Source organism: Aeromonas sp. s10 (genome assembly GCF_040907975.1).
Taxonomy (GTDB): Bacteria; Pseudomonadota; Gammaproteobacteria; order Enterobacterales; family Aeromonadaceae; genus Aeromonas; species Aeromonas caviae.
In genome coordinates this window covers 1-26,273 of record NZ_JBFOCV010000037.1, presented here as the reverse complement: position 1 = coordinate 26,273, position 26,273 = coordinate 1, and the positions used below count along the sequence as shown (strand labels likewise).

Here is a 26,273-nt window from a genome sequence, read left to right as displayed (position 1 = left end):
ATTTATTGCAGGTATTTTTTGAACAGTCCTTGCAGCCCAGTATTGGCGCGGCTTTCAGCCTGATCGCCAAGTTTCATGAACAGGGTTATCCACAGTTTCTGTGGGTAACTTGACCAAAGCCACGGTTCATCTGGGCTGGCAGCCATTGTCCCCGGTTTGCGATGGCTGCCCCCGCTCTTCCCCATTTTCTGCTGTTTTTCCCTTCCCCCCTAAATGGGATGAATCGACTCGCGGTGCTGCCTGTGGGTGATTTTTTTTCGCTATGCCGCATCCTGCGGGTCAGCCCTCGCCGGATGAGTCATGAGTCTCTTTTGTAACCCTTCAATTTCCTCAGTGGAAAATGCTGAAAAACGTGCCCGTTTGCTCCCCATGCAGCAGGTAATAAATTGTCCACAGGAGCGTCATCCCCTCCCGGCTCGACAGCATATTTCACTCATTGACAGCGGGCCTTGCAGCGTAAAATAGAGGTGTTTTCCCCAGCCCCCCCTCGCATCCCTATCTTCACCGAAGAGACCAGCACTTAACTGGCTGTTAATCCGCTTTGGCGCTTCTTTCTTGATACAGGATCCGGCACAATATCGGCCCCACTTTTTTCCTCGGTTTTTCCGGGCATGACCATAGATTTCGTGACACTGCTACATCAAAGCGACTCCCTGCTGCTGTTCGTGGTACTGGCCTTCGGGCTGCTGCTGGGCAAGGTACGCATCGGCAACTTCCAGATAGGCAACACCATAGGCGTGCTCTTCACCGCCCTGCTGTTTGGCCAGATGGGATTCCAGTTTTCCACCTCCACTGAAAACGTCGGCTTCATGCTGTTCATCTTCTGCGTGGGGATTGAAGCGGGGCCGCACTTTTTCAGCGTCTTCCTTCGCGACGGCATCCACTACATCACCCTGACCCTGGTGATCCTGCTGTCGGCCCTGCTGCTGACCGTGGGGCTCGCCAAGTTCTTCAATCTGGGGCCCGGCATGGCCGCCGGCATTCTGGCAGGTTCCCTCACCTCCACGCCGGCCCTGGTGGGGGCCCAGGACGCCCTGCGAAGCGGATTGCTCAACCTGCCCCACCAGACAGACATGCAGTCGGTGCTCGACAACATGGGGATAGGCTACGCCCTGACCTACCTGGTGGGCCTGGTGGGCCTGATGCTGGTGGTGCGCTACCTTCCTTCCCTGGCCAGGCTGGATCTCAACACCGAGGCCCAGAAGATCGCCCGCGAGCGGGGGCTCTCCGACAGCGAGAGCCGCAAGACCTATCTGCCCATCATCCGCGCCTATCGGGTCGGCCCGGAGCTCGCCGCCTGGATCGGCGGTCGTACCCTGCGCGAAACCGGCATCTATCCCCACACAGGCTGCTATGTGGAGCGCATTCGCCGCAACGGCATTCTGGCCAGCCCCGATGGTGACGCCGTCATTCAGGAAGGGGACGAGATCGCCCTGGTGGGCTACCCCGAGAGCCACGAGAAGCTCGACGTCAACTACCGCAACGGCAAGGAGGTGTTCGATCGCAACCTCCTTGACCTGCAGATCGTCACCGAAGAGATCGTGGTGAAGAATGATGCCGTGGTGGGTCGCCATCTGGTGGAGCTCAACCTCACCGAGAAGGGATGCTTCCTCAACCGGGTGGTCCGCTCTCAGATAGAGATGCCGTTCGATCGCAACATCATGCTGCAAAAGGGCGACGTGCTGCAGATCAGCGGCGAGAAGCAGCGGGTCAAGCTGCTGGCCAACAAGATAGGCTTCATCAGCATCCACAGCCAGACCACGGATCTGGTGGCCTTCGCCACCTTCTTCGTGCTGGGCCTGCTCATCGGCTCCGTCTCCCTGGTGTTCGGCCAGATAGAGTTCGGCCTCGGCAATGCCGTCGGTCTGCTGCTGGCGGGGATCCTGATGGGCTACCTGCGTGCCAACCACCCCACGGTGGGCTATGTGCCACCAGGCGCCCTGCGCCTTGCCAAGGATCTCGGGCTCGCCGTCTTCATGGTGAGTACCGGCCTCAAGGCGGGGGGCGGCATCCTCGATCACCTGAGCGAAGTGGGGATGGTGGTGCTCTTCTCCGGCATGCTGGTGACCACCTTGCCGGTGCTGGTAGGCTACCTGTTCGGTGTCTGGGTGCTGAAAATGAACCCGGCCCTGCTGCTCGGCGCCATCACGGGCGCACGTACCTGCGCCCCGGCCATGGACGTGGTGAACGAAGCGGCCAACAGCTCCATCCCGGCGCTCGGCTACGCCGGCACCTATGCGGTGGCCAACGTCATGCTGACCCTGGCGGGCTCCTTCATCATCGGCTTCTGGTTCTAGCCGCCGAGTACCTGCCCGCCCATGAAAAAAGGGAGCCTCGAGGCTCCTTTTTTTCATGGGCGGGCACTCCTGGATGGAATAGTGGAAATCGTGCTATGGGGACGGGTCTATCAAACCCAATAAGCTAAATCCTCTACAAGGCGCCACTTACACTCAATAAAACGAGCGAGGTGTAAGTGATGAAACGCGCATGGATGATTGTGATCTGGTGGTTCTGCTCCCTGATGCCAACCTGGGGGGCCGAATCCGGCAAGCAGGTGGCCCCCGAAGCAGGGACGGAGAAAAGCGCCCTGAGCTTTGAAAACGACGAGTTTGCCAAACCCAGGCTGGGAGATCTCGACGTCATGCTGGAGCAGCGCACCATCAGGGTGCTCACCACCTACAACAAGACAGGATTTTTCATCACCAAGGGCGTGCAACGGGGGGCCACCTACGATGCCTTCATGCAGGTGGAAAAGCGCCTCAACGAACAGTTGCGCAAGCAAAAGGCGATCAAACGCCACCTCAAGGTGCACTTCGTCTTCATTCCCGTGGCCCGGGAAGCCCTGCTGACCTCCCTCATCGAAGGCAAAGGCGACATCGCCGCCGCCAACCTCACCATCACGGACAAACGCAGGCAACAGGGTATCGCCTTCACCGATCCCCTGCTTGAAAACGTGCGGGAGCTGCTCGTCTCCGGCCCCCTCTCCCCCAAGGTGGAAAGCGCCACCGATCTCGGGGGCCAGCGCGTCTTCGTGCGCCCCTCCTCCAGCTACTACGAGAGCCTGCTCGCCTACAACCAGGCCCGCAAGTCGGCGGGAGAGCCCCTCATCGACCTCCAGCCCGCCTCGGAGGTGCTCGAAGATGAAGATCTGGTGGAGATGGTGAACGCAGGCCTGCTCCCCTTCATCGTCATGGACGAGCACAAGGCCCGCTTCTGGAAAAAGATTTTCCCCAGGATCACCATTCACGATACCCCCGTGTTCCGGGAGGGGGGCGTCATCGCCTGGGCGGTGCGCAAGGAGAGCCCCCAGTTGCTCGCCATGCTCAACGAGCAGATAAAGGCGCTGCGCGGCAAGGCGACGGGGGACGAGATCCTGGCCCGTTATCTCAAGCAGAACAAGTTCGTCAAAAGCGCCGCCGCCGAGGCGGAGCGCAAGAAATTCCTGCAGGTGGTCGAGCTGTTCCGTGAATATGGCGAACGCTATGACATGGACTGGCTGCTGATGGCGGCCCAGGGCTACCAGGAGTCAGCCCTCAACCACCAGGCCCGCAGCCATGTGGGCGCCATCGGCATCATGCAGATCATGCCCGCCACCGGCAAGGGGCTGAAGGTCGGCGACATCCGCAAGCTCGAGCCCAATATTCACGGCGGCGTCAAATACATGCGCTGGATGATCGATCACTACTATGCGGACGAGCCCATGACCGCCCTCGACAAGGCCCTCTTCTCGTTCGCCTCCTACAATGCCGGCCCCGCCCGGGTGGCGCGGCTCCGCACCGAGGCCAGAAAACGGGGGCTGGATCCCAACGTCTGGTTCCACAATGTCGAGTACGTGGCGGCAGAGAAAATCGGCCCCGAGACGGTCACCTATGTGGGCAACATCTACAAGTACTACATCGCCTACAAGCTGGTGATGGAGCAGGTGGCCCTGCGCCAGCAGGCGAGCGATGCCCTGAAACAGGAGGCGAAGGAGGACGTCAGCACATCGGCGGCGAAACCGACCCAGTGATCCTTGCCGGACGAGGCGCCCATGGCGCCTCGTCTCTGTGCACATCCTTCTGTGGCCCGTGACCAGAATGAACACAATGGGCACAACAGCCTTAATAGCCATTACGGTCAGATTGTTTTCCAATCAGACATGATTAATTAACCTTCTTGCAACAATCACAAGGAGAGCACCATGTTGCAAGGAACCCTCAAACGCACCCTGATCGGTAGCCTGCTCGCACTGAGCGTCGGCGCCCACGCCCAGATCAACGAAGTCCACTTCCTGATCCCGGGCGGCGCTGGCGGCGGCTGGGATACCACGGCCCGCGGCACCGGTGAAGTGCTGGCCAAGTCCGGTCTGGTCAAGACCGTCTCCTACCAGAACATGTCCGCCGGTGGCGGCGCCAAGGCCATCGCCCACCTCATCGAGACCTCGGCCCAGTCCGACAAGACCCTGATGGTCAACTCCACCCCCATCATCGTCAAATCCCTCTCCAAGGAGCTGCCCCAGTCCTTCCGTGACCTGACGCCAGTGGCCGCCATCATCGCCGACTACCAGGCACTGGCGGTGAAAGCGGACTCCCCCTATCAGAACTGGGCCCAGCTGCTGGCAGCCTACGAGGAGAACCCGGCCAAGGTGAAGATCGCCGGGGGTTCCGCCCGTGGCAGCCTGGATCACCTGGTCGCCGCCCTGACCTTCAAGAACGCCGGGGCCGACGCCAGCAAGCTGCGCTACGTCGCCTACGATGCCGGTGGCAGCGCCATGGCCGCCGTGCTGGCCGGAGAGACCCAGGCCATCTCCACCGGCTTTGGCGAGGCGATGGAAGCGGTCAAGTCGGGCCAGATGCGGATCCTCGGGGTCACTTCCGACAAACGCCTGCCGGGGGCGGAGCAGATCCCCACCTTCAGCGAGCAGAACAACCCCACCGTCTTCGCCAACTGGCGCGGTTACTTCGCCTCCCCCACCATCAGCCCGGAGAAATCCGCCGAGTTTGCCGCCCTGCTCAAGCAGATGTACGACAAGCCGGAGTGGGAAGTGGTCCGCACCCGCAACAGCTGGACCAACCTCTACAAGTCGGGTCCCGAGTTCACCGCCTTCCTCGACGGCCAGGAGCAGCAGATCGGCGGCCTGATGCGCGAACTCGGCTTCATCAAATAACCCTCGCTGTCCCATCGCAGGCGGGCGCAGGCCCGCCGCTCATGTTGGAGTCAAAAGATGAACATTACCAAGGAGCGACTGGGGGGTCTGCTGTTTCTGCTGCTCTCCCTCGCCTATGGCTACTACGCCACCGAGATACCGGGCTACCCCGGCGACGAATACGAACCCTTCACCGCCAGCACCCTGCCCTATGCCCTGGCCGGGATCGGGGCGCTGCTCTCCCTGCTGCTGGTGCTCTTCCCCGGGGGCGAGCCCCTGCGCCGGGAAGAGGGGGACTGGCGCCGGGTCTTCATCCTGCTCGGGCTCATGGTCATCTACGGACTGGGGCTCACCTGGTTTGGCTTCGTGCTCTCGACCATCGCCTTCCTGAGCGTGGGCATCCGGGTGCTCGGTGAGCCCAGCCTGCGCTACGGCCTGATGATCAGCGTCCCCTTCTCCATCGGCTTCTGGGCCCTGCTCACCAAGGGGCTCAACGTCTATCTGGAGCCGGGTCGCCTGTTCACCCTGCTCGGTTTCTAAGGAGTCACCATGTTAGACGGAATCTTGCAAGGACTCGGCACCGCACTGCTGCCGGTCAACCTGATGATGGTGGTGCTTGGCTGCTTCATCGGCACCTTTATCGGCATGTTGCCGGGCCTTGGCCCGGTCACCGCCATCGCCTTGATGATCCCCATCACCTATGGCCTGGATCCGGCCTCCGGCATCATCTTGATGGCGGGGGTCTATTACGGCGCCATCTTCGGGGGCTCCACCTCCTCCATCCTGATCAACGCCCCCGGCTGCTCCGCCACCGTGGTCACCGCCTTCGACGGCTATCCCCTGGCTTGCAAGGGACAGGCGGGCAAGGCGCTGGCCATCGCCGCCTACGCCTCTTTCACCGGCGGCACCCTCTCCGCCATCATGCTGATGGTGGCGGCGCCCCTGCTCGCCAAGGTCTCCCTCTCCTTCCAGTCGGCGGACTACTTCGCCCTCATGGTGCTGGGCCTCTCCGCCGTGGCGGCCTTTGCCGGCAAGGGGCAGGTGCTCAAGGCGCTGATCATGGCGCTGTTCGGCATCATGATCTCCACCATCGGCATCGACCGCAGCGTCGGGGTGGACAGGTTCACCTTCGGGTTGCCGGATCTGCGTGACGGCTTCTCCTTCCTGCTGCTGGCCATGGCCACCTTTGCCCTCGCAGAGATCCTGATGGCGGTGCTGCGCCCCGGCAAGGACAACAGCGAGGAAGAGGCCAGGCAGATGCAGCAGCTCGGCAGCCTCAAGCTCAGCAAGGAAGAGGTCAGGGAGATCGCGCCTCCCATCGCCCGATCTTCGGTGCTGGGCTTTCTCATCGGCGTGCTGCCGGGAGCCGGTGCCACCATCGCCGCCTTCATGGCCTATGGGGCCGAGCGCAACATCGCCGGCAAGCAGCGCCAGGAGCAGTTCGGCAAGGGCAGCCTGCGCGGCCTGGCCGCCCCGGAAGCGGCCAACAACGCCGCCTCCACCGGCTCCTTCGTACCCCTGCTGACCCTGGGGATCCCGGGCTCCGGCACCACGGCCCTCATCCTGGGCGCCCTGGTGGCCTACGGCATCCAGCCAGGCCCGCGTCTGTTCATGGAGCATCCGGACGTCTTCTGGTCGGTGATCATCTCCATGTATCTGGGCAACGTGGTGCTGTTGATCCTGAACCTCCCCCTCATCCCCTACCTGGCCCGGGTACTGGCGGTGCCGCGCCCCGTGCTCATCCCCATGGTGCTGCTGTTCTCCCTGACCGGGGTCTATCTGGTCTCCTTCAACACCATGGACATCCATGTGATGGCCATCGTTGCACTGATCGCCATCGGCCTGCGCCTGCTCACCTTCCCCATGGCCCCCATGCTGCTCGGCTTTATCCTGGGGGGCATGCTGGAGGACAACCTGCGCCGGGCCCTGGTGATCAACGACGGCAGCCTGAGCTTCCTGTGGGAGCGCCCCATCACCCTCGCCTTCACGGTGATCACCCTGACCATGTTGCTGCTGCCCGTCTGGCAGTGGTGGCAGGCTCGCCGGGCCCCCAAGGGGGAGCCTGCCACCAGCCACTGAATCGATGAGCCTCTGCCACCTCTGAACCCTGACCATAACGCGCAGAGACCTTGATGCCCACGGGAAGCAAACCCTGATAAAAAGAGCGCCGAAAGGCGCTCTTTTCTTGTCTGGACAACAGGTTCCGGGCGACCGGATCACGGCTTGCGGTAACGCCGCTCCGGCCGCCCGACGGTGCCATATTCGAGCTCGGGGCTCGCCAGTCGCTGCCCCACCAGAAATTCCAGATAGCGGCGCGCCGTGGTCCGGCTCACCCCTATCCGGCTGCCTATCTCCTCGGCACTGGCGGCCTCCGGAGTCAGGGCCGTCAGCACCCGCTGCAGGGTGAGAGCATCGATGCCCTTGGGCAGTCCCTCTGCCGCCACCTGCTGCAACGGCGTACCGAACAGGGTGTCCACCGCCTGCTGGTCGATGTCGGCCAACGCCGCCAGGGCGGCGATGCTCTGACGGTACTTCTCCAGGGTGTCGCGCAGCCGCTCGAACACCACGGGCTTCAAGATGAAATCCACCACCCCGAGGCGCATCGCCTCCTGCAGGGCAGCAGCTTCCCGCGCCGCGGTGAGCAGGATCACATCCAGACTCGCCCCCGCCTGGCGCAGCTCTCTCAATAGCGAGAACCCCTCTCCATCGGGCAGCCAGACATCCAGCAGCACCAGATCGGGCCGGAGGATCCCTATCTGCTCCCTGGCATCGAACAGGGTCAACGCCACCCCCAGCACCTCAAAACCGGCGAGGCGCTGCACGAAGCGGCGGTGGATCTCGGCAATGGCGGGATCATCCTCGACGATCAGGATCTTGATCACTCACACCTCCTTGGGAATGTAACAGACGACGCAACTTCCCTGCGTCGTGGCTTCGATGGTGATCTCCCCCTGCAGGGCATCCAGGGTCTTGCGCACCAGGGAGAGCCCGATACCGTGTCCTGGCTCGGGCTTGCTGCTGACCCCCTGTTCGAACAACCTGTCCGCCAACTGCGGGTCGATGCCGCCAGCCCCATCCTCCACCTCCAGCACCAGATCCTGCCCCAGATCGCTCAAGGAAACCCGGATGGGCTGATAGGGCGCACCGTGGCGGCGGGTCGCCTCGAAGGCGTTGTCGATGAGGTTGCCCAGCACCGTTACCAGCTGGGAACCGCTGACACGGGCAGGAATATCGTGCAGACGGGCATCGGGATCGATCACGAGCTCAAGACCGAGCTCGTGGGCCCTGTGGTATTTGCCGAGCAGCAACCCCGCCACCTTGGGTTTGGCGATGGCCCCCATCAGGAAGCCGAGCAGGGTCTGCTCGGTGGCCGCCTCCCGCCCGATGAAGGCGAGCGCCTCCCGGGTGGCACCGAGCTCAATGAGGCCGGCGATGGTCCCGAGCTGGTTGTTGTGCTCGTGGGTCTGCACCCGCAGCAGATCGCTGTAGGCCTGCACCTGGGAGAGCTGGGCGCTGAGTTCCGCCAGCTCGTCCTTGCGGCGAAAACTCGACACGGCGCCGATCAGCTTGCCCTCGCGCACCAGCGGCAAGCGGTTGACGATGAGGGACTGGCCGTTGAGCACTATCTCCTCGTCAAACTGGGGGGTCTGCTCTTGCAGGATGGAGAGCATGCGACTGCCCGGCAGCAGGTGACCAATGGGCTGGCCGATGGCGCTCCTGGCGGTGGTGTCGTCCAGGCGCAGCAGCTTGATGCCGTTGGGGTTCAGGGAGGTGAGGCGCCCTTGCTCGTCGATGGTGAGGATCCCCTCGCGCACCGTGCGCAGGGTACAGTCGAGCTCCGCATAGAGACGCCCCATCTGCTCGGGTTCAAAGCCGAATATCGCCTTCTTGTAGCGCCGGGCCAGCCAGGCGGCTGCGACACTGTTGAGCACCACAATGAGCAATGTCATGGCCAGGCCGAAGCGCAAATAGCCCTGCAGATCCGCATCGATGTCCCGCACCAGATAGCCGACCGACACCACCCCGATGATCTTGCCCATCTCGTCCCGGATGGGCCCCTTGCCGCGCACCGAGACCCCAAGGGACCCTTGGGCCCTGGAGATATAGGCTTCTCCCTGCAGGGCACGCTCGGGATCATCCCCCACCATGGCTTTGCCAATCCGGTCCGCATTGGGGTGCACCAGGCGGCGTGCCTGCCTGTCCCCGATGACGATGTAGCTGGCCCCGACCTCGGCGCGGATCCGCTCCACCAGGGCATTGAGGCGGACCGTATCCGCCCGCTTCACCCCGGCGATGACGCCGGACTCCCGCGCCACCAGCCGTGCCACATCCAGGGCCTGATCCCCCACCTCACGGTAGCGCTGCTCGGCGACATAGTAGTAGCTGGCACCGCTCAGCAACACCAGTTGCAACAGACTGACCAGACAGAGAATGAGCAGGAAGCGTCCTTGCAACCCGAGCCTCATGCCTCCTTGTCGCCTCGCAACAAGTCGAGCAGCAGACTGCCATCGCGCAGGGCCTTGTGCACCTGCACCGAGGTGGGTTTGGTGGGATCTTCGTAGAAGTGGGTGGATTCAATCTGCAGGCGCACCAGGTACTCGGCGGGCAACTGGCTTGCCAGGGACTGGTGCAACATGGGGAAGAGCAGTCGATCGGCCCGGGTGATCTCCCCCCCAAGCAGCAGCTTGCCCGGATTGAGCAGGCAGATGAGGTTCGCCAGCACCCGGGAAAGGCGCCCTGCTGCCTGGTGCAGGATGTCCTGACACAGGCTGTTGCCGGCCAGCGCCAGCTCGCACAGCTCGCGTATGGTGACGCTTTCGGGCAGATCGAACTCCTGCATCCGTTCACGCAGCTCCCGATATTGCGCCTCCAGCGCCTGATTGGTCACGAGGGTGCAGGCGCAGCCGAAGCCACCGCAGTAGCAGCGCTGGCCATAGGGTTCGAGCTGCAGGTGGCTGAGATCCCCGAGCAGAGCCGACTCGCTCTCGATGAGCTGGCCATTGACCACCATGCCGACCCCGATGTCGTTGTGCACGAACACCAGCACCGCATCCGAGCAGTTCCTGGCGGCGCCCCACTCCCGCTCGGCCTGGATCCAGGTGCGCACGTCGCCGCTCACCAGCACGGGTACCGAGAAGGCTTCCTGCAGGGTGGGACCGAGGGGCCAGTTGCGCAGATCGTAATAGGGAAAATGCTTGACCATGCCGGAGTGGCGCTCCACCTGGCCGGGCAGGCAGAGGGCGATGCAGGCCAGACGCAACGCCTTCTTGGGCAAAAAGCCCTCGATGGCCCGCACCAGGCTGGCCAGCAGCTCGGCACGCTCCGCCTCGTTGAAGACATGGCGATGGCGCGCCAGGGAGTGACCAGCTAGGTCAAACAGGGCCATGTCCACATAGCCGCGCCCCAGACGCATGGAGAGAAACTGGAAGCGGCGCTCGTTGATGCGCAGCAGGGTCTGGCGACGGCCACGCCCCACCGAGCTCTCGCCGCAGGTGACCACCAGGCCGCCGTCCAGCAGCTCGCGGGTGATCTTGGTGATGCTGGCCGGCGACAGGCCGGTCAGACGGGACAGATCGGTACGGGACAGCTCCTTGTGCTCCTCCAGGCTGGCATAGACCAGGCCGTAGTTGAGCTGACGGATCAAATCGATACTGCCTTTCACGATCTCATTCATAGGGTTGGGGCTAACGAAAGGAACGAATGGCGCGATTTTCACACATTCTGCGCCGATCCCCAAATTTGCCGTCTGGAAATCCTGTCCAGACGGCAAAAATGTGATTAGTAACGGAAGCGGGAGACGAGTTGGCGCAATTTGTCACCCGTGCCTGCCAGGGCGCGGGTGGTGGTGCTGGACTCCCCGGACGCCTCGGTCAGCTCGCTGACGATCTGCTGGATGGCCACCAGGTTCTTGTTGATCTCCTCGGAGACCGCGTGCTGCTCCTCGGCGGCCGTGGCGATCTGGATGTTCATGTCGTTGATGGTGCCGACCGCCGCCACCATGCTGTCCAGGGAGCTGGCGATGTGGCTCGCCTCCTGCACCGTCTCCTGGCTGCGTGCCTCGCTGGCCTGCATCACCTCCACAGCCTGCTTCACCCCGCCCTGCAGGCGCTGGAGCATCTCGTTGATCTCCTTGGTGCTCTGCTGGGTACGGCCCGCGAGGGATCGCACCTCGTCAGCCACCACCGCAAAGCCGCGCCCCTGCTCGCCCGCCCGGGCCGCCTCGATGGCGGCGTTGAGGGCCAGCAGGTTGGTCTGATCGGCGATGCCGCGAATGACCTCCACCACGGAGCCTATCTTGCCGGTCTCATGGGCGAGCTGCTCGATGACCCCGGCCGCCACATGCACTTCGTCCACCAACCGGTTGATGCTGCCGATGGCGCTGTTCACCACGCCGCGGGCCGCATCGGACTCGCGGGCCGCATCGCTGGTGGCGCTGGCGGCGTTGGAAGCGCTCGCCGCCACCTCCTGGGCGGTGGAGCTCATCTCGGTCACCGCGGTCACCACCTGATCCGTCTCCTTGCCGTGGCCCTGCATCTGCCTGTCCGCATGTTCGCTCAGGCTATGCAGCCGATCCACGGCCCCCAGCAACTGGTGACTGGTCTCCCCCACCTGGCTCACCACCGACTGGATCCGCTCGACGAAGCGGTTGAAGGCGGCGGCCAGCTGCCCCACCTCGTCCTTGCTCTGCACCTTGAGGCGCTGGGTCAGATCCCCGTCCCCGTCGGCGATGTCGTTGAGGGCTGCGACCGCATCCGCCAGCGGGCGGGTGACCCGGTTGCCGATCACCACGGTGGCCGCCAGGGTCACCCCCAGGATCACCAGGATGAACAGCACCCCGGTTTTCAGGGAGCCATACATGGTCTCCTCCCGCTCGCTACGCAGGGTTGCAAGCTCATTGTCGATGTCGTCGATGTAGAAGCCCGTGCCCACGACCCACTGATACTTGTCGAGCACCAGATTGAAGGAGAGCTTGGGGGCATCCCGCCCGATAGAGGGCTTGTTGGTCCAGTACTCCGAGAAGCCATCTCCTTCCCGCGCCGACTTGATGATCCCCTGAATGAGGAAGGCACCCTTGGTATCCTTGTCCTGCCAGCGGTTCTTCCCCTCCATCTCGGGCCGGGTCGGCAGCAGCACGGTATTGCCCTGATAGTCGTAGACGAAGAAGTAGCCGTCGCTGCCATAGCGCAGCGGCCGCAATATCTCCTTCACCTGCTGGCGCACTTCGGGGCTGTCAGGCTTGCCGTAGCTGCCCTCGATGGCCGTCTTGGCCAGCATCAGATAACTGCTGAGCAGCGCCTTGCGCTCCTTGATTGCCCTCTCCCGCGCCACCACCAGATCCGATTCCAGATCGCTCCTGGCCACCAGGTAGTTGCTGAGATTGACCACCAGGGCCATCAGCAGCACGGGGATGGCCCCCAGTAACAGGATCTTCTGCTTAAGTGTCATTGTGTCACCCTTTGTGCTGTGTTCATTGCTGCATGATGTCTGCCTAAACGGCATGGGAAGCTGGCCGAAAGGGAAGTGCGTTCGCTACAATCCCGCCACCTTTAATTATCGACCAGATGAGCTGACTCATGAACCTATGTCCTTGCGGTTCCTCTCTTTTTCTTGCCAAGTGCTGCGGTGTACTCCACGCAGGCCAGCCCGCCGCCACCCCGGAGCAGCTGATGCGATCCCGCTACAGCGCCTTCGTGCTGGGATTGGGAGAATATCTGGTACACAGCTGGCACCCGGACTATCTGAACGGGCTGACCGCGGCCGACCTCTCATCGACCGACACCCGCTGGGATGGCCTCGAGATCCTCGCCAGCCAGGGCGGCCCCGATGACATCCTCGGCATGGTGGAATTCAAAGCCTGGTTCCTGGAGGGGGACGAACGTCACTGCCTTCATGAGCGCTCCCGCTTCGTGCGCCATCAGGGGCGCTGGGTCTACACCGACGGCGAGCAGGATCCGGCGCCGCTGCGGGTCGGGCGAAACGACCCCTGCCCCTGTGGCAGCGGCAAGAAGTTCAAGAAGTGCTGCGGCTGAGGTTTCCCCTACGCCACCCTCTGGCCAGCCCCCGGGCTGGCCTTCTTTTCCCCGCCATGCTTCCCCCTGCCGCGCCCCGACGGTGACGTGAGGTTCATCACATTTCGCTCATTTCCTCACATTAAATGAGCGTTTACGAACATTAATTTGGCCCATATCAAACATTTCACGTCGTGAAGGCGCCACACTGGCCTCATCTGGAAGAGATGAGACGGGCAAGAATGAAAAGAATCACCACACAAGTCGTCATCATAGGGGGGGGCGCCACCGGCGCCGGCATCATGCGCGATTGCGCGCTGCGCGGCATCGACTGCATCCTGCTTGAGCGGGACGACATCGCCGCCGGCACCACGGGCCGCAACCATGGCCTGCTCCACTCCGGCGCCCGCTACGCGGTGACGGATCAGGAGTCCGCCCGCGAATGCATTCAGGAGAACCGCATCCTCAAGCGGATCGCCAGCCACTGCGTCGAGGACACCGGCGGCCTCTTCATCACCCTGCCGGAAGATGACATCCATTTTCAAAATACCTTCATGGACGCCTGCGCCCTGGCGGGCATCGACGCCCGCCAGCTGGATCCCGCCGAGGCGCTGCGCCTTGAACCCAACGTCAACCCGGCGCTGATCGGTGCCATCCAGGTGCCGGACGGCACGGTCGACCCGTTCCGCCTGGCCGCTGCCAACGTGCTGGACGCCAAGGAGCACGGCGCCCGCATCTTCACCCACAGCAAGGTGCTGGGGCTTCTGCGCACCCAGGATAGGGTGCACGGGGTCAAGGCCATCAACACCCGCACCGGCGAAGCGTTCGAGGTGGAGTGCCAGGAGGTGATCAACGCCGCCGGCATCTGGGGCCAGCAGATCTGCGAGTATGCCGACCTCGGCATCCGCATGTTCCCGGCCAAGGGCTCATTGCTCATCATGGATTACCGCCTCAACCAACTGGTGCTCAACCGCTGCCGCAAACCGGCGGACGCGGACATCCTGGTGCCAGGCGATACCATCTCCCTCATCGGCACCACGTCGAGTCGCATCGATTACCACAAGATTGACCAGCTCACCGTCGAGCCCGAAGAGGTGGAGGTGCTGCTGCGCGAGGGGATAAAACTGGCCCCCATCATGGCCCGCACCCGATTGCTGCGCGCCTACGCCGGCGTTCGCCCCCTGGTGGCGGTGGATGGCGACGAGTCCGGCCGCAACATCAGCCGCGGCATCGTGCTGCTGGATCACGCCGAGCGAGATGGCCTCCAGGGGTTCAACACCATCACAGGCGGCAAGCTGATGACCTACCGGCTGATGGCCGAATGGGCCACCGACTTGCTTGCCAAAAAGCTTGGCAACAGCAAGCCCTGCCGCACCGCCGAGCTGAGCCTGCCCGGCTCGCGGGATCCGGAGAAGGTCTCCGCCCCCGGTCTCTCGGTACCCGCCGAAGGCTCGGCCCAGTACCGCCACGGCGAGCGGGTCATCGCCTTTTTCCGCGACAACCCCAAGGCCAACGCCCTCATCTGCGAGTGCGAGATGGTGACCGCGGGCGAGATTGAATACGCCCTGCGGGAGCTCGACGTGGACAACCTGGTGGACTTGCGCCGCCGCACCCGCCTCGGCATGGGCCCCTGTCAGGGGGAGCTGTGCGCCTATCGCGCCGCCGGCCTGATGCAGGAGTACGGCAAGGCGGACGGTCGTCAGGCCTGCGTCATGCTGCGCCAGTTCCTGGAGGAGCGCTACAAGGGTACCCGGCCGGTGCTGTGGGGCGATGCCCTGCGGGAAGCCGAATTTACCTACTGGATCTATGAAGGGCTGTTCGGCCTTGGTGAGTGGACGGCCCCCCACCTGGTGAGCGAGCCCCCCTTCCCGCTCGATGCCAGCACCGCCAATTCCACCAAGGAGCGCAGCCATGAAATTTGACAGCATCGTGATCGGCGGCGGCATGGCGGGCCTCTCCGCAGCCCTGCGCCTCGCCGAGGCCGGCCAGAAGACCCTGCTGATGGCCTCCGGCCAGAGCGCCCTGCACTTCTCCTCCGGCTCGGTGGATCTGCTGGAGAGCGACGGGGATCCCCGCGCCGCCCTGCCCGTCTTCATGGCGGCCCATCCGGATCACCCTTACAGCAAGGTGGGGATGCAGAATATCGAGGGGAGTCTGGCCGACCTGCAACGCCACTGCGCAGAAGAGGGGCTACCCTTGATGCGCCAGGAACACAACCACCAGCGGCTGACCCCCATCGGCACCCTCAAAGCCACCTGGCTCTCCCCCGACACTTGCGCCTGCATGACCGATGCCCCCGCCCCGGACGCCATCCTGCTCGCCACCCTGGAAGGGTTTCGCGATTTTCACCCGGCGCTCGCGGCGGCGAATCTCGCGACCCACGCCCGTTTTGCCCACAGCCGCATCCTGACCGGGGAAATTCGCCTGCCCCAGCTCGCCCAGTTCAGCCGCAATCCCCACGAGTTTCGCTCCGCCGACATCGCCCGCCTGTTCGACAAGCAGGGGCCTGGCCAGCAGGACCTGCTGGCGGATCTGGCCCGCGAGATCAGCCGCATGGTGCAGGGATGCGGTGTGCCCGACTGTCGCCATATCGTGCTGCCCGCCTGCCTGTCGCTGGGGCTGGTCGGCCCGCGTCTGAGCGAGCTGGAACGGCGCACCGGCTGCACCATCAAGGAGGTGGCCACCATGCCGCCGTCCCTCATCGGCATGCGGATGCAGGAGGCCCTCAAGCGCCGCTTCATGGCCCTTGGCGGCACCTTCCTCACCAGCGAGCGGGTGCTGGGCGCCCGCTATGACGGCGACAAGGTGATCGGGGTGCACAGCCAGCACGGGGAGGATCAGCTGTTCGAGGCGGACCACTTCGTGCTCGCCTCCGGCAGCTTCTTCAGCCGCGGGCTGGAGTCGCGCCTCGGAGGCATTCGTGAACCCATCTTCGATGCCGACGTACTGAGCCTTGCCGAGCGCGACGCCTGGGCCGGCCGCCGCCTGTTCGACCACCACCCCTTCATGGGCTTCGGGGTCAAGACCGACGAGCGGCTGCGGGTGCTGCGCGGCGGCAGGCCCCTCACCAACCTCTACGGCGCTGGCAGCGTGCTGGCGCACTATGACCCCATTAAAGAAGGTTCCGGCTCCGGCGTGGCCGTTGCCACCGGCTGGCAAGCCGCTGGCCATATTCTGGCGGAGGGCTGAGATGAATCACATATTCCCACTCCAACGACACGGCGTGCTGGCCCACGACGATGCCCAATCCAAAGAGGGCTCTGGCTCAGGTGTCGCGGTCGCCACCGGCTGGCAGGCCGCCGGTCACATTTTGAGTTCAGCCCAATGATGATTTCGCCCCATATCCCGTGCCTTCACACCCAACGGGAGGAGAACTGACATGCTACTGGATCATGCCAACCAGACTTTCGATCAGTGCATCAAATGCACCATCTGTACCGCCTACTGCCCGGTGGCCAAGGCCAACCCGGCCTACCCCGGCCCCAAGCAGGCGGGCCCGGATGGGGAGCGGCTGCGCATCAAGAGCCCCGAGCTCTTTGACAGCGCCCTCAAGTACTGCACCAACTGCAAGCGCTGCGAAGTGGCCTGCCCGAGCGGGGTGCGCATCGGCGACATCATCGCCAAGGCCAAACACCAGTACAGCGGCTTCAAACCGGGGATCCGCGAGTTCGTGCTCTCCCACACGGATCTGATGGGCAGCATGTCCACCCTGATGGCCCCGGTGGTCAACTTCACCACCGGCCTCAAGCCGATGAAGCAGGTGCTGGACAAGGCGCTGGGAGTCTCCTCCCACCGGGACTTGCCCAAATACTCACAAGGCACCTTCCGCGGCTGGTACAAGAAACAGAAAGCGAGTCAGGCCCGCTTCGAGCGCCAAATCGCCTACTTCCACGGCTGTTATGTGAACTACAACCACCCCCAGCTTGGCAAGGAGCTGGTGCAGGTGCTCAATGCCATGAACATCGGTGTCCAGCTGCTGGAACGGGAGAAGTGCTGCGGCGTGCCGCTGATTGCCAACGGCTTCATGGACAAGGCCAAGCAGCAGGCGGCCTTCAACATCCAGCAGCTGGAGAACACCCTGCTTGGCAACGAGATGCCGCTGTTGGCCACCTCCTCCACCTGCGGCTTCACCCTGCGGGACGAATATCCCCACCTGCTGGAGCAAGACAACCACAAGGTGCGGGATCGCATCTCCCTGGTGACCCGCTTCCTGTGGAATGAGTTCGATCGGGGCAACAAACCGGCCATGAAGCCCCTCAATCTGCACATCGCCTACCACACCCCCTGCCACCTGGAGAAGATGGGGGGCGTCATCTACACCCTCGAGCTGCTGCGGGCCATCCCCGGCGTCAAGGTGACGGTGCTGGACTCCCAGTGCTGCGGCATCGCCGGCACCTACGGCTTCAAGTCGGAAAACTACGACACCAGCCAGGCCATCGGCCAGGGGCTGTTTGATCAGATAAACCGGCTCAAACCCGATCTGGTCATCACCGACTGCGAGACCTGCAAGTGGCAGATCGAGATGAGCACGGCGTTTCGCTGCGAACACCCGGTGCACCTGCTGGCACGGGCGCTGGCCTGACCGCCATCCCCCCGGTCCGCCCATCATCCCGGGCACCGGCTTGGAGGCGACACGCCCCGGTCAATGCCTGCGCCCCCTCTGGCCGGCATTGACCGGGATCGGCGCGGCAAGGCCCTGACGCCGCCCGGGCAGCCCGATGGGAGGCCCGGGCGGCAAACCCTTTTGGTTGTTTGAACCACCCACACAGTGAAAAGCAGCAACAACACCCACTCTGTTAAAAACCATCTCCCATTACCACCACCAGGAAATATCAAGCCAGCATATTCAGCCAAAAAAAGAGCCGGCATTCGCCGGCTCTTTGCATCATCTCACCCCATCAGGGGTGCTGGATGATCAGGCTGTGCTGATCCAGCATGGATTGCAGGATGTCGTGAGAGGAGGAGCCGCTCAGGTTCCAGCCACTCAGATCCACGTCCTTCAGGGTGATCTGCTGGGTGACATTGCCATCCCCCGCCGGGGAGACCGACAGGCTCACGTCACTCAGGCCGTTGCCGGTGCTGGTCACCGATGCCTGGAGATGACCCAGCAGGCCATCCACGCTGTTGTCGGTCACTCCCTTGAGCAGGTCCGCCAGATCGATCCTGTCCCCCTCCTGGGGACGGAAGTCGGTGATGGTGTCTATCGCCGGAGAGGCCGTCGTCCCCTCGTCACCACTGCCCCACACGAAGAGATCGCTGCCGGCGCCACCGGTCAGGATGTCGTTGCCCTGACCGCCCCGCAGCACATCATCTCCCATGCCGCCCAGGAGGCGATCATTGCCGGAGGAGCCGAACAGCCAGTCCCCCTGATCCGAGCCCAGCAGATCGTGGCCGCTCTGGCTGTGGATGGTGACGGTCTCCGTGGCCGAGCTCAGGGTGCCGCCACCCAGGCTGGATTCGGCACTCAGGGTGAGGGCATGATCCCCCGCCGGCAGATCCTTGAGGTAGATGGGCACGGACTGGTCCATCGGCAGCAACCAGTCGTTGCCATCCGCGTGGCCGACGCTCTGGCCGTGCTCGTCCACCACCTGGGCGCTGCCGAGGTTCTGGATCCGCACCGACAGCTCACCCGGGGCCGGATTGACCACGCTGGCGCTGAGGTTGAGCGGCACCCAGGCCCCTTGCAACGCAAGGATATCGTGGGTGCCGACCCCCAATTGGGGATCGTCCGGCTCGGCCGTCACCTGGATGGCAATCTGGGCGCTGTCGGTCAGGACGCCACCGGCACCGGTATTGCCCTGATCCGAGGTGGTGATGCTCAGGTTGTCCTGACCCCAGAAGTCCCTGGCTGGCTCGTAGTGCAGGTTGCCTGCCAACAGACCGTTGAGATCATCGAGCGACCCGACCAGGGTCACCACGCTGGTCCCCGCCCCCTGCACCGAGACGGCGCCTGCCGCCCCCAGCAGGGTCAGCACACCGTGCTCCACCCGCAGCACCATGGAGATGGGCGCACTGCCCGCATCCACGTCCTTCACGCTGATCCCGGTGAGCGACAGGGAGCCATCCTCTTTCACCTGCAATGAGCCCGGCACCTGGGTGACAGGGGCATCATTGACTGGCTCGACCTCGATGGGCAGCACGTCGGTATCGCTCAGGGGGCCACCGCTGCCGGTGTTGCCAAGATCATTGGTCACCATGGTCAGGGCATCCTGACCATTGAAGTCCTGCTCGCCCTGATAGGTCACGCCCCCTGCGAGCAAGGCATTGATGGCATCCTGGGAACCGCTCAGCACCAGGGTGTTGCTGCCGCTGCCACTCACCGTCACGCCACTGCCCGCCGCCAGTTCCAGGGTACCGTGCAGCACGGAGAGGGTGACAGAGAGGGGGCTGTTGCCCGCATCCACATCGCTCACCTGCAGCCCGTGAATGGTGAAGGGCTGATCTTCCTGCGCCACCTGGGGCGTCGTTGGCAGCTGGTTGACGGGGGCATCGTTGACCGGTTGTACCAGGATGGGCAGCACATCGGTGTCGCTCAGGGCGCCACCGCTGCCGGTATTGCCCCGATCGTCCGTCACCATGGTCAAGGCGTCATTGCCATGGAAGTCCGGGTCGCCCTGATAGGTGACGCCGCCCGAGAGCAGGGCATTGAGATCCGCCAGGGTGCCGGTCAGCACCACATCGCCGGTGCCGTTGCCGGTCAGGGTCACGCCGCTCCCGGCCGGCAGGGTCAGGGTGCCGTGCTCCACCGAGAGGCGCACTTCCATGATGCCGTTGCCCGCATCCACGTCCTTGACCTGCAGACCCTGGATGACGAACGGCTCGTCCTCCTGGGCCACCTGGGGATCATCGGGCAGCACGTTGACGGGGGCGTCGTTGACCGGGCTCACATCGAGATGGATGGTGCCGTTCACTTCGGGGCCGAGGGCGCCGTTGTCCAGGCTCTGAGCCGTCACCTTGATCGCCATGGCGCCGTTGGCGTCGTTGGTCACGAGCTCCACCGCGTCGAGCTTGCCCCCATCCGTGGTGACCTGCCAGCGGCCACCGCCGAGATCCACTACGGTGCCGCTCACCCCGCTCGGCAGGCGGATTTCTGCCCCGTCAGGCACCCCTTCCAGGGTGACGCGCACCTGCTCGGGCCCGTTCTCGTGCACATTGCCGGCATTGCCGCCGGTGGCATGGGTATCCCGGGTCTCCACCCCCAGGTTCAGGGTGATCACATCCCCTTCGGTGCCGCTCGCCTGCTCCTGCATGTCGGTGATGACCGCATCCCCCACCGGATTGACGGTGACGGTGAAGCCCGCACTGGTTTCAAGGGGCAGGGTCAGCCCCTTGTCCAGGGTGAAGGCGCTCAGGGTCAGACTCACGGTGCCGCTGAAGTCCGCAGGCGGGATCAGGGTCAGCTTGGAGAAGTCGGTGCCCACAGGCACCTGCCACACCCCGCCACCGTTGTTGACCGCCGGGGCGGACAGGGTGAAGCCATCCGGCACCCCCTTGATCTGCAGCCCGACGATCTGCTCGGAGCCATCGTTGTCGATGAGGCTGGCCCCCAGCCCCCCCAGGCTCACGCTGCCATCTTCCTGGCCCGTGACGTTCTGGACCGTGAGGTTGGCCGGATCGTTGACCGGCAGCACCTCGAAGCTCACGTTGCCGCTCCAGCTCCCCCGATCCGTGCCCGTGGTGGCGGTATCGAGAATATCCACCTTCACCGCCAGCGGCACCTTGCCGCTGAAGTGCTCCTTGGGCACGAACACCAGATCCTTGAGATCCGCCGGGTCGTTCACCGTGAGAGTGGAGACCGGCTGGCCGTTCTTGTCGAGGAAGTGACCATATTGGGGATCCACGGTCACGACCACCTGCTCCACGGTCTCGAGACCGCCATCGGCCACCGAGGGGCTGATGTCGGCGAGCTTGACCGAGAGATCGAGATGAATGTCGGTGTCTTCCAGGTTGTCAGGCTGACCGTCGCCGTTTACGTCCTTCACGTTCAGTTGCAGCTCGGGCAGGCCGTCCGCCCCGCCGTTGATGTCCACCTCCGGGGTGATGGAGAGGGTGACGTCCTTCTCCACCATCTTGGTGTCACCGCTCACGGTGTCGGTGTTGACCAGGCGCACATTGAAGTGCAGGCCGTCACCGGCATAGTCTTGCGGCAGGGTCAGGGTCAGGCGGTCGAGATCATCGAGGCCGCCCGGCAACTTGATGAGGTACTCGCCGTTGACGAAGTCATAGGTGAGCCCCTGTACGTTGACGCCCGGAGGGAGACCAGTGATGACGATGCTGAGCTCGTCGTCCCCGATGTCCGCCGTGCCCAGGGTCACCATCTGCTTGAGCTGGCTGCCGAAGTTGACGCCGTGATCCTCCACCCCGGTGATGGGGGTACTGTTGTCAAAATCGACATCGGCGGCCACCTGACCCGAGTGGGTCGCGCCATGGAAGTCGGCGCTGGCGGTGATCTCCCGATAGGCCGGGGCGCTCACATCCCCCTCGTTGTTGTCACCAAGGTCGACCACCCTGGCGCTCACCTTGAAGGTGACGGTGCCGGTGAAGCCATCCGGCGAGCGCAAGGCATAACTGCCGAGGGCGTCGTGGGGCACCGTCCAGTTGCCCTTGCCATCGTTGATGCCGCCCACCACCACGAAGCCGGGGGGCAGATCGCTGATCACCAGGTAGTCGATGACCTCATCGCTGCTGGGGTCCAGATCCTCGAACACGAAGACGCCGTCCAGCGGGATGTCGTGCCCGTCCGGGCTCTCCAGCTGACCGGTCTGCACCAGGTTGCCATCGGGCTCCACCACCGCCTGGATATCCACATGCAGGGTGCCGTCGATCACCTTCTGGGCAGTGGCGCTGGAGTCCACATCCACTTGTGTCACCGTGACATGGCTCTGGAGGGTGGTGTCCCTGTCGCTGTCCTCGGGCCCTTTCACCAGCAGCTGGCCACCGCCGAGCAGGCTTTGCAGCTCGGCGTCGCTCAAGTCCACGGCGCCGCCGCTCACGGTCAGCTGGGTCTCGACCCCGCCCACGCGGATCCAGACTTCATACCCGGGTTCGATACCGGAAAGGCTGAGGTGGGTCACCTTCTCGGCGCCGTCGGTCAGGTCAGGCTGCCAGTCAAGGACGGTGAACTGATCCTCCAGGCCATGGCTGGTCTTGGCATAGTCGGTAGCGTCGATGGCCGGCTCCACCTTGATGGTGAGGGGTACGTCGAAGCTTTTGTGATCGCCGTCATTCTCGGTCACCACCACGTGGCCGACCAGGTGCAGATCGGCGGTGCTGTTGGGCGGCGGCTGGATCTGCAGGTTGCCAAGGCTGGTCACATCCACCTGATAGAGAGGATTGCCCTTGCCATCGAGCCCGGCGAAGGTCAGGGTCAGCTCCTTGCCACTGCCGTCGAATACCTTGGCCCCTTCCGGCAGCCCTTCCAGCACCAGGTTGAGGGTTTCCGAGTGATCGAGCGGGGTATCCGTCCACTCCCCCGAGGTGAGCTTGAAGTCCAGCGGTGCCCGGCCATCCTCCTGGATGATGATGCTGTAGCCGTTGCCATCCTGGGTCCAGTCGGTGGTATTGAGATCGAAATGGGGTTCATCCACCACCCCCACCAGATCCACGTGCAGGCTCTGGCTGCCGGTCTCCTTCTCGTTCACCACGGTGTGGGTCTGGCCGCTGGCATCGGTCAGGATGGCGGTGTCCTTCACCACCCCCTTGATGGTGAGATCGAAATCGACGTTGCTGTTTTTGGGCGGCTGCAACTTGAGGTCATTGATGCGGCCATAGGGCACCTCGTAATAGCCGTTGGCATCCAGGGTGACCGCCAATCCACCCAGCAGCAGGGTGGCACCGGCGGGCAGGCCGCTGATGCGCACGAACAGCTGCTCGGAACCATCTGTGGTGTCTCCCAGATGGGCGAGCCCAATCTTGCTGCCCAGATCGATCAGGGTATCTTCCTTGCCCTGGATCTCGCGCACCGTCAGCTTGGCGTCGTCCGCCAGCGGGTTCACGTTGACAATCACCTCCAGCGGATCGCCGAGGGCCGTCTCCTTGCCGGTCACCACCGGGGTCTTCTCCGTGCTGACCGGGGTCACAATGAGTTTGATGTCACCGCTGTAGTCCTTGCCGGGCACCACCGTCACCTTGTTGATGTCGCCACCGGCCACCGTATAGAGGCCGTTCGCCCCCGGGGTGAGCACCTTGCCGTTCAGGGTCAGCGTGCCCTGGCCGGACGCCCATTTGATCTGGTAGCTCAGGGTCTCGGAGCCGTCCGTATCGGTGAGACCCGCCTTGACGTTGAGGGCGATGCCGCTGCTGTCCTCGTCCGTGGTGTAGTGCTGGTGCGTGCTGCCCACATCCCACAGGGGTTTGTCGGCAATGCCCTGCACCGTGATGTCCAGATTGCCGGTCAGCACCGGGGGCTTGCTCCCCTCGGTGACCCCCACCTGCAACTGCACCGGGAAGCGCAGCGCAGCACCTCCGTTGTTGTAGCTCGAGTAGTCGTGGTTCGGCACAAAAGTGACACCGGTGAGCTGGAACTTGTCATCGGTGTTGGCCACCGCCACCATGGCCGCGGGCGGCACCTCATACCAGGTCTTGCCCCCCTGGGTGATGGTGGTCAGTGCGACGCCGTTGAAATAGAAGGTGCCCTGGGCGTTGGCTGGCGCCTGGATAAGCAACTGCTCCACATGCTCGCCCCGATCGAAATCCCCCACATCCAGGTTCATGGTGATGGGGATCCCCTGGCCCGGATCGCTCGCCCCCGCATCCTCCTGGCCAGTGACTGCGCTCACGGTGAGCTTGCCCGCCTCGTCCCTGATGGTCAGGGTCAGAAGACCGTCGTCGGTATCTCCGTCGCCATCCACCAGGTGGAAGCCTATCTGCTGTACCAGGGTGCTGTTGCTGTGATCGATGCCTGATTTGGCGGTGAAGCTGTAGTCACCCTCGGCATTGATCACCAGGGTGCCGATGATCTGCCCCGTGCCATCTGTCACCGAGATGGTGGTGTTGCCCGTGGCGGCGATGGGGTGCTCGGTACCATTGATGGTCACCGCTCTCACCACCGCATCATCCGCCCCCTCGCTGGCAGTGGCCAGCAGATCGCCGGTCACTTTCGCCCCTTCATTCAGGGTCTTGCTCGCGTCCACGGCCACCGGCACGTCGTCCTGCACGCTCACATGACCGATCACTTCGGCGCTCAGATCCCCGTCACTGTCCCGTGCCTGCAAGGGCAGCTGGATATCCAGCAGATCCTTGCCCTGGACGCTGTGATCCAGGTTGCCGGTCAGCTCGAAGGTGTAGCGGCCGGACACATCCAGGGTCAGCTTGAAGATGAGCTTGCCTGCGCTGTCCTTGCCAAGGTAGACACCCGGCTGGCTGTCTGCCCCAATGGTGACCGCCTTGCCCCCCGACGTCAGGGTATTGAGGGCGTTGAAGCGGGCTACATCCAGTTGCAGGGAAACCACCCGGTCACTCCCGGCGGCGATCGTCACCTGGCCGATGGCAACCTCTCCCGTGCCTGACGGGCTGGTGCCCCCATGCTGGCCACTGCCCCCGTTGAGGTCCGACTCCTTGACGGTCACCCCCTCGATGGCTGTGATCACGGGATCCGCCGCATCGGTGATCACCGCCGTGGTGCTGCCGGTGATCACACTGCCATCGCTGTCAGTCACCTTCACCGGCAGGCTCAGGTTGAGCTTGTCGTCGGCACCGTGATCCAGGTTGGTGTGTACCGTCACCTGGTAATCGAGGGTTGCCTGGGTGTGGGCTTCGATGCGCCCCGGCACGCTCGGCAGGGTCACCGTCAGCACCAGGGTGCCGCTCGCAGTCACTGCCTGGAAACCGTGGCCGTTGCTGCCCGCCACCTCTTGCCAGGTGAGGGTCTCACCGTTGTGGGTGATGGCCTTGCCACTCCCATCCACGACTTGGCCCGAGAGGGTCAGCCGCACGTCCACCACGGGATCGGAGTCTGCAGTGATGGTCAGGGTGCCAGTGGCATGCTGATCATCGCCGGTCTGGTTGTTGCCGGCGCCATCGAAGCGCCCTTCACTCACCGTCACGCCGGTCAGGGTGAGGGTCGGGTTGGCCCCTTCCGAAATGCGGATGTTGAGGGTACCCGTGGTGCTGTCGTTGTTGCCGCTGCCCTTGTCGCTGTCGACGATGTTGAGCTTGAACGGCAGGTCGGTCGCGGTGTTGCCGCTCTGATGAACCCCCTCGAACAGGGTCACCTTGTAGTCAAAGCCGTTGCTGGCAGCGTTGTCCAGCTTGCCCACCAGTTCGACCTGAAGCACCTCGACGCGCTGGCCATTGACTTCCACATAGCCTTTCAGCACCTGGTTGCCCGGGATGCTGGCATCGCCGTCGACCAGCTCGTATTTGACGCTCTGGCCCAGGGCGGTCAGGGCCGGCTGCTCGCTGATGTCAGCAAACGACACCTCGCTCACCCGATCCGAGCCCGCATTGACCTGGAAGTGGCCGGTGCCGGTCAGAGTATTGCTGCCGTCGAGCCCACGCTCATCCAGGCTCACTCCGCTGCCCGCCACGAAGTGCGGTGCATGGCCGTCCTTGATGGTGAGCGGCAAGTCGGTGGAGACCCTGTCTCCGTCCTTGTCGGTCAGGGTGACGGTGAGCGGCAGGTCGAGGGATTCGCTGCCCTGGTGATCCAGCTCGGCCCCCAGGGTCACCTTGGCGGTGACGCTCCAGTTGCCGTTGTTCTCAACGAGGCTCAGCTCGGCCCGCAGCACCTCGCGGCCGTCCGCGCTGGTCCCCACCAGCTCGCCGCTGGCATCCAGGGTGAAGGTGACCGGGCTGCCATGGCTGCTGTACTTGCCATCCAGGCTCTGCTGAATGGCGGCGATATCGAATTTGAGGCTGCTCGTATCGAGCGCATCAGCCCCGTGGCTCACGGTGAAGCTCATGGAGCTCACCACGGCGCCGTCCCCCTGGTTAGCCTCCGTCATCTCGGTGCCGGTCACGGCGCTGATGACCGGATTGGCCCCGTCGCCGATGGCAACGCTCAGGGTGGAGGAGACTTTATCTCCGTCACTGTCGGTCAGGGTAAAGCCCGCCTTGAGCAGACTGTCTGCGCTCCCCTGATCCAGCGGCTGGTTCAAGGTAAAGACATAGTGACCGTTCTGATCCAGCGTCAACGTGAA

General features: G+C 63.8%; 15 protein-coding genes. 10 read left to right on the top strand and 5 right to left on the bottom strand.

The features are described 5' to 3' along the window. Positions 1-611 precede the first annotated feature (611 nt). The 5 genes from AB5Y59_RS12845 (at position 612) to AB5Y59_RS12825 (ending at position 7,204) form a co-directional block, all read left to right on the top strand. The gene (locus tag AB5Y59_RS12845) at positions 612-2,297 is read left to right on the top strand and encodes an aspartate:alanine antiporter (protein WP_029314601.1); all 1,686 of its coding nucleotides are present in this window, start codon (positions 612-614) and stop codon (positions 2,295-2,297) included. Positions 2,298-2,521: 224 nt separating this feature from the next. Continuing rightward, positions 2,522-4,009 carry a transporter substrate-binding domain-containing protein gene (locus tag AB5Y59_RS12840; RefSeq protein ID WP_368212105.1) on the top strand — a complete coding sequence of 496 codons (1,488 nt, stop codon included), beginning with the start codon at positions 2,522-2,524 and terminating at the stop codon, positions 4,007-4,009. Between the two features lie 171 nt (positions 4,010-4,180). Next, positions 4,181-5,146, top strand: coding sequence for a tripartite tricarboxylate transporter substrate binding protein (locus AB5Y59_RS12835; protein ID WP_124244209.1), 966 nt, complete (start codon positions 4,181-4,183; stop codon positions 5,144-5,146). Between the two features lie 57 nt (positions 5,147-5,203). After that, a complete protein-coding gene (locus AB5Y59_RS12830; RefSeq protein ID WP_005300329.1) occupies positions 5,204-5,665 on the top strand; it encodes a tripartite tricarboxylate transporter TctB family protein in 462 nt (153 codons plus the stop codon). A gap of 9 nt (positions 5,666-5,674) precedes the next feature. Further along, positions 5,675-7,204 (top strand): tripartite tricarboxylate transporter permease, encoded by a 1,530-nt coding sequence (locus AB5Y59_RS12825; protein ID WP_045524545.1) that lies wholly within the window; start codon positions 5,675-5,677, stop codon positions 7,202-7,204. Positions 7,205-7,341: 137 nt separating this feature from the next. On the opposite strand, the gene AB5Y59_RS12820 is transcribed toward AB5Y59_RS12825, so the two are convergent. The 4 genes from AB5Y59_RS12820 to AB5Y59_RS12805 all read right to left on the bottom strand — a co-directional run bounded on the left by AB5Y59_RS12820 (position 7,342) and on the right by AB5Y59_RS12805 (position 12,571). Then, the gene (locus AB5Y59_RS12820; RefSeq protein WP_261999491.1) at positions 7,342-8,007 is read right to left on the bottom strand and encodes a response regulator; all 666 of its coding nucleotides are present in this window, start codon (positions 8,005-8,007) and stop codon (positions 7,342-7,344) included. Continuing rightward, positions 8,008-9,591 carry a sensor histidine kinase gene (locus AB5Y59_RS12815; RefSeq protein WP_043155894.1) on the bottom strand — a complete coding sequence of 528 codons (1,584 nt, stop codon included), beginning with the start codon at positions 9,589-9,591 and terminating at the stop codon, positions 8,008-8,010. It lies immediately after the preceding gene. Next, on the bottom strand, positions 9,588-10,799 hold the full coding sequence (locus AB5Y59_RS12810) for an ROK family transcriptional regulator (protein WP_029314606.1): 1,212 nt from the start codon (positions 10,797-10,799) through the stop codon (positions 9,588-9,590). Before AB5Y59_RS12810 ends, AB5Y59_RS12815 begins: the two co-directional genes overlap by 4 nt. Positions 10,800-10,903: 104 nt before the next feature. After that, positions 10,904-12,571, bottom strand: coding sequence for a methyl-accepting chemotaxis protein (locus AB5Y59_RS12805; protein WP_010674921.1), 1,668 nt, complete (start codon positions 12,569-12,571; stop codon positions 10,904-10,906). Positions 12,572-12,699: 128 nt separating this feature from the next. Between AB5Y59_RS12805 and AB5Y59_RS12800 the strand changes: the two genes are divergently transcribed. From AB5Y59_RS12800 to glpC, 5 genes are all read left to right on the top strand, one after another. Then, complete coding sequence (locus AB5Y59_RS12800; RefSeq protein ID WP_109111836.1) at positions 12,700-13,155, top strand: YchJ family protein; 456 nt, start codon at positions 12,700-12,702, stop codon at positions 13,153-13,155. A 221-nt stretch (positions 13,156-13,376) separates the two neighbouring features. Then, positions 13,377-15,056: an anaerobic glycerol-3-phosphate dehydrogenase subunit A gene (glpA, locus tag AB5Y59_RS12795; protein ID WP_041215061.1), complete on the top strand. Its 1,680-nt coding sequence runs from the start codon at positions 13,377-13,379 to the stop codon at positions 15,054-15,056. After that, positions 15,046-16,323, top strand: coding sequence for a glycerol-3-phosphate dehydrogenase subunit GlpB (glpB, locus tag AB5Y59_RS12790; protein ID WP_368212088.1), 1,278 nt, complete (start codon positions 15,046-15,048; stop codon positions 16,321-16,323). Before glpA ends, glpB begins: the two co-directional genes overlap by 11 nt. 1 nt (position 16,324) lies before the next feature. Next, positions 16,325-16,462, top strand: a complete 138-nt coding sequence (locus tag AB5Y59_RS12785) for a hypothetical protein (protein ID WP_158657322.1) — start codon at positions 16,325-16,327, stop codon at positions 16,460-16,462. A 51-nt stretch (positions 16,463-16,513) separates the two neighbouring features. Further along, a complete protein-coding gene (gene glpC / locus AB5Y59_RS12780) occupies positions 16,514-17,716 on the top strand; it encodes an anaerobic glycerol-3-phosphate dehydrogenase subunit GlpC (protein WP_368212086.1) in 1,203 nt (400 codons plus the stop codon). Between the two features lie 316 nt (positions 17,717-18,032). On the opposite strand, the gene AB5Y59_RS12775 is transcribed toward glpC, so the two are convergent. Next, the coding region (locus AB5Y59_RS12775; protein ID WP_368212084.1) for a type I secretion C-terminal target domain-containing protein at positions 18,033-26,273 on the bottom strand (8,241 nt) is incomplete at its 5' end.

What these genes read in the sequence shown, in the direction of transcription:
- AB5Y59_RS12845 (WP_029314601.1), top strand. Translation starts at nt 612, where the DNA reads ATGACCATAGATTTCGTGACACTGCTACATCAAAGCGACTCCCTGCTG.
- AB5Y59_RS12840 (WP_368212105.1), top strand. Translation starts at nt 2,522, where the DNA reads ATGCCAACCTGGGGGGCCGAATCCGGCAAGCAGGTGGCCCCCGAAGCA.
- AB5Y59_RS12835 (WP_124244209.1), top strand. Translation starts at nt 4,181, where the DNA reads ATGTTGCAAGGAACCCTCAAACGCACCCTGATCGGTAGCCTGCTCGCA.
- AB5Y59_RS12830 (WP_005300329.1), top strand. Translation starts at nt 5,204, where the DNA reads ATGAACATTACCAAGGAGCGACTGGGGGGTCTGCTGTTTCTGCTGCTC.
- AB5Y59_RS12825 (WP_045524545.1), top strand. Translation starts at nt 5,675, where the DNA reads ATGTTAGACGGAATCTTGCAAGGACTCGGCACCGCACTGCTGCCGGTC.
- AB5Y59_RS12815 (WP_043155894.1), bottom strand. Translation starts at nt 9,591, where the DNA reads ATGAGGCTCGGGTTGCAAGGACGCTTCCTGCTCATTCTCTGTCTGGTC.
- AB5Y59_RS12810 (WP_029314606.1), bottom strand. Translation starts at nt 10,799, where the DNA reads ATGAATGAGATCGTGAAAGGCAGTATCGATTTGATCCGTCAGCTCAAC.
- AB5Y59_RS12805 (WP_010674921.1), bottom strand. Translation starts at nt 12,571, where the DNA reads ATGACACTTAAGCAGAAGATCCTGTTACTGGGGGCCATCCCCGTGCTG.
- AB5Y59_RS12800 (WP_109111836.1), top strand. Translation starts at nt 12,700, where the DNA reads ATGAACCTATGTCCTTGCGGTTCCTCTCTTTTTCTTGCCAAGTGCTGC.
- glpA (WP_041215061.1), top strand. Translation starts at nt 13,377, where the DNA reads ATGAAAAGAATCACCACACAAGTCGTCATCATAGGGGGGGGCGCCACC.
- glpB (WP_368212088.1), top strand. Translation starts at nt 15,046, where the DNA reads ATGAAATTTGACAGCATCGTGATCGGCGGCGGCATGGCGGGCCTCTCC.
- AB5Y59_RS12785 (WP_158657322.1), top strand. Translation starts at nt 16,325, where the DNA reads ATGAATCACATATTCCCACTCCAACGACACGGCGTGCTGGCCCACGAC.
- glpC (WP_368212086.1), top strand. Translation starts at nt 16,514, where the DNA reads ATGCTACTGGATCATGCCAACCAGACTTTCGATCAGTGCATCAAATGC.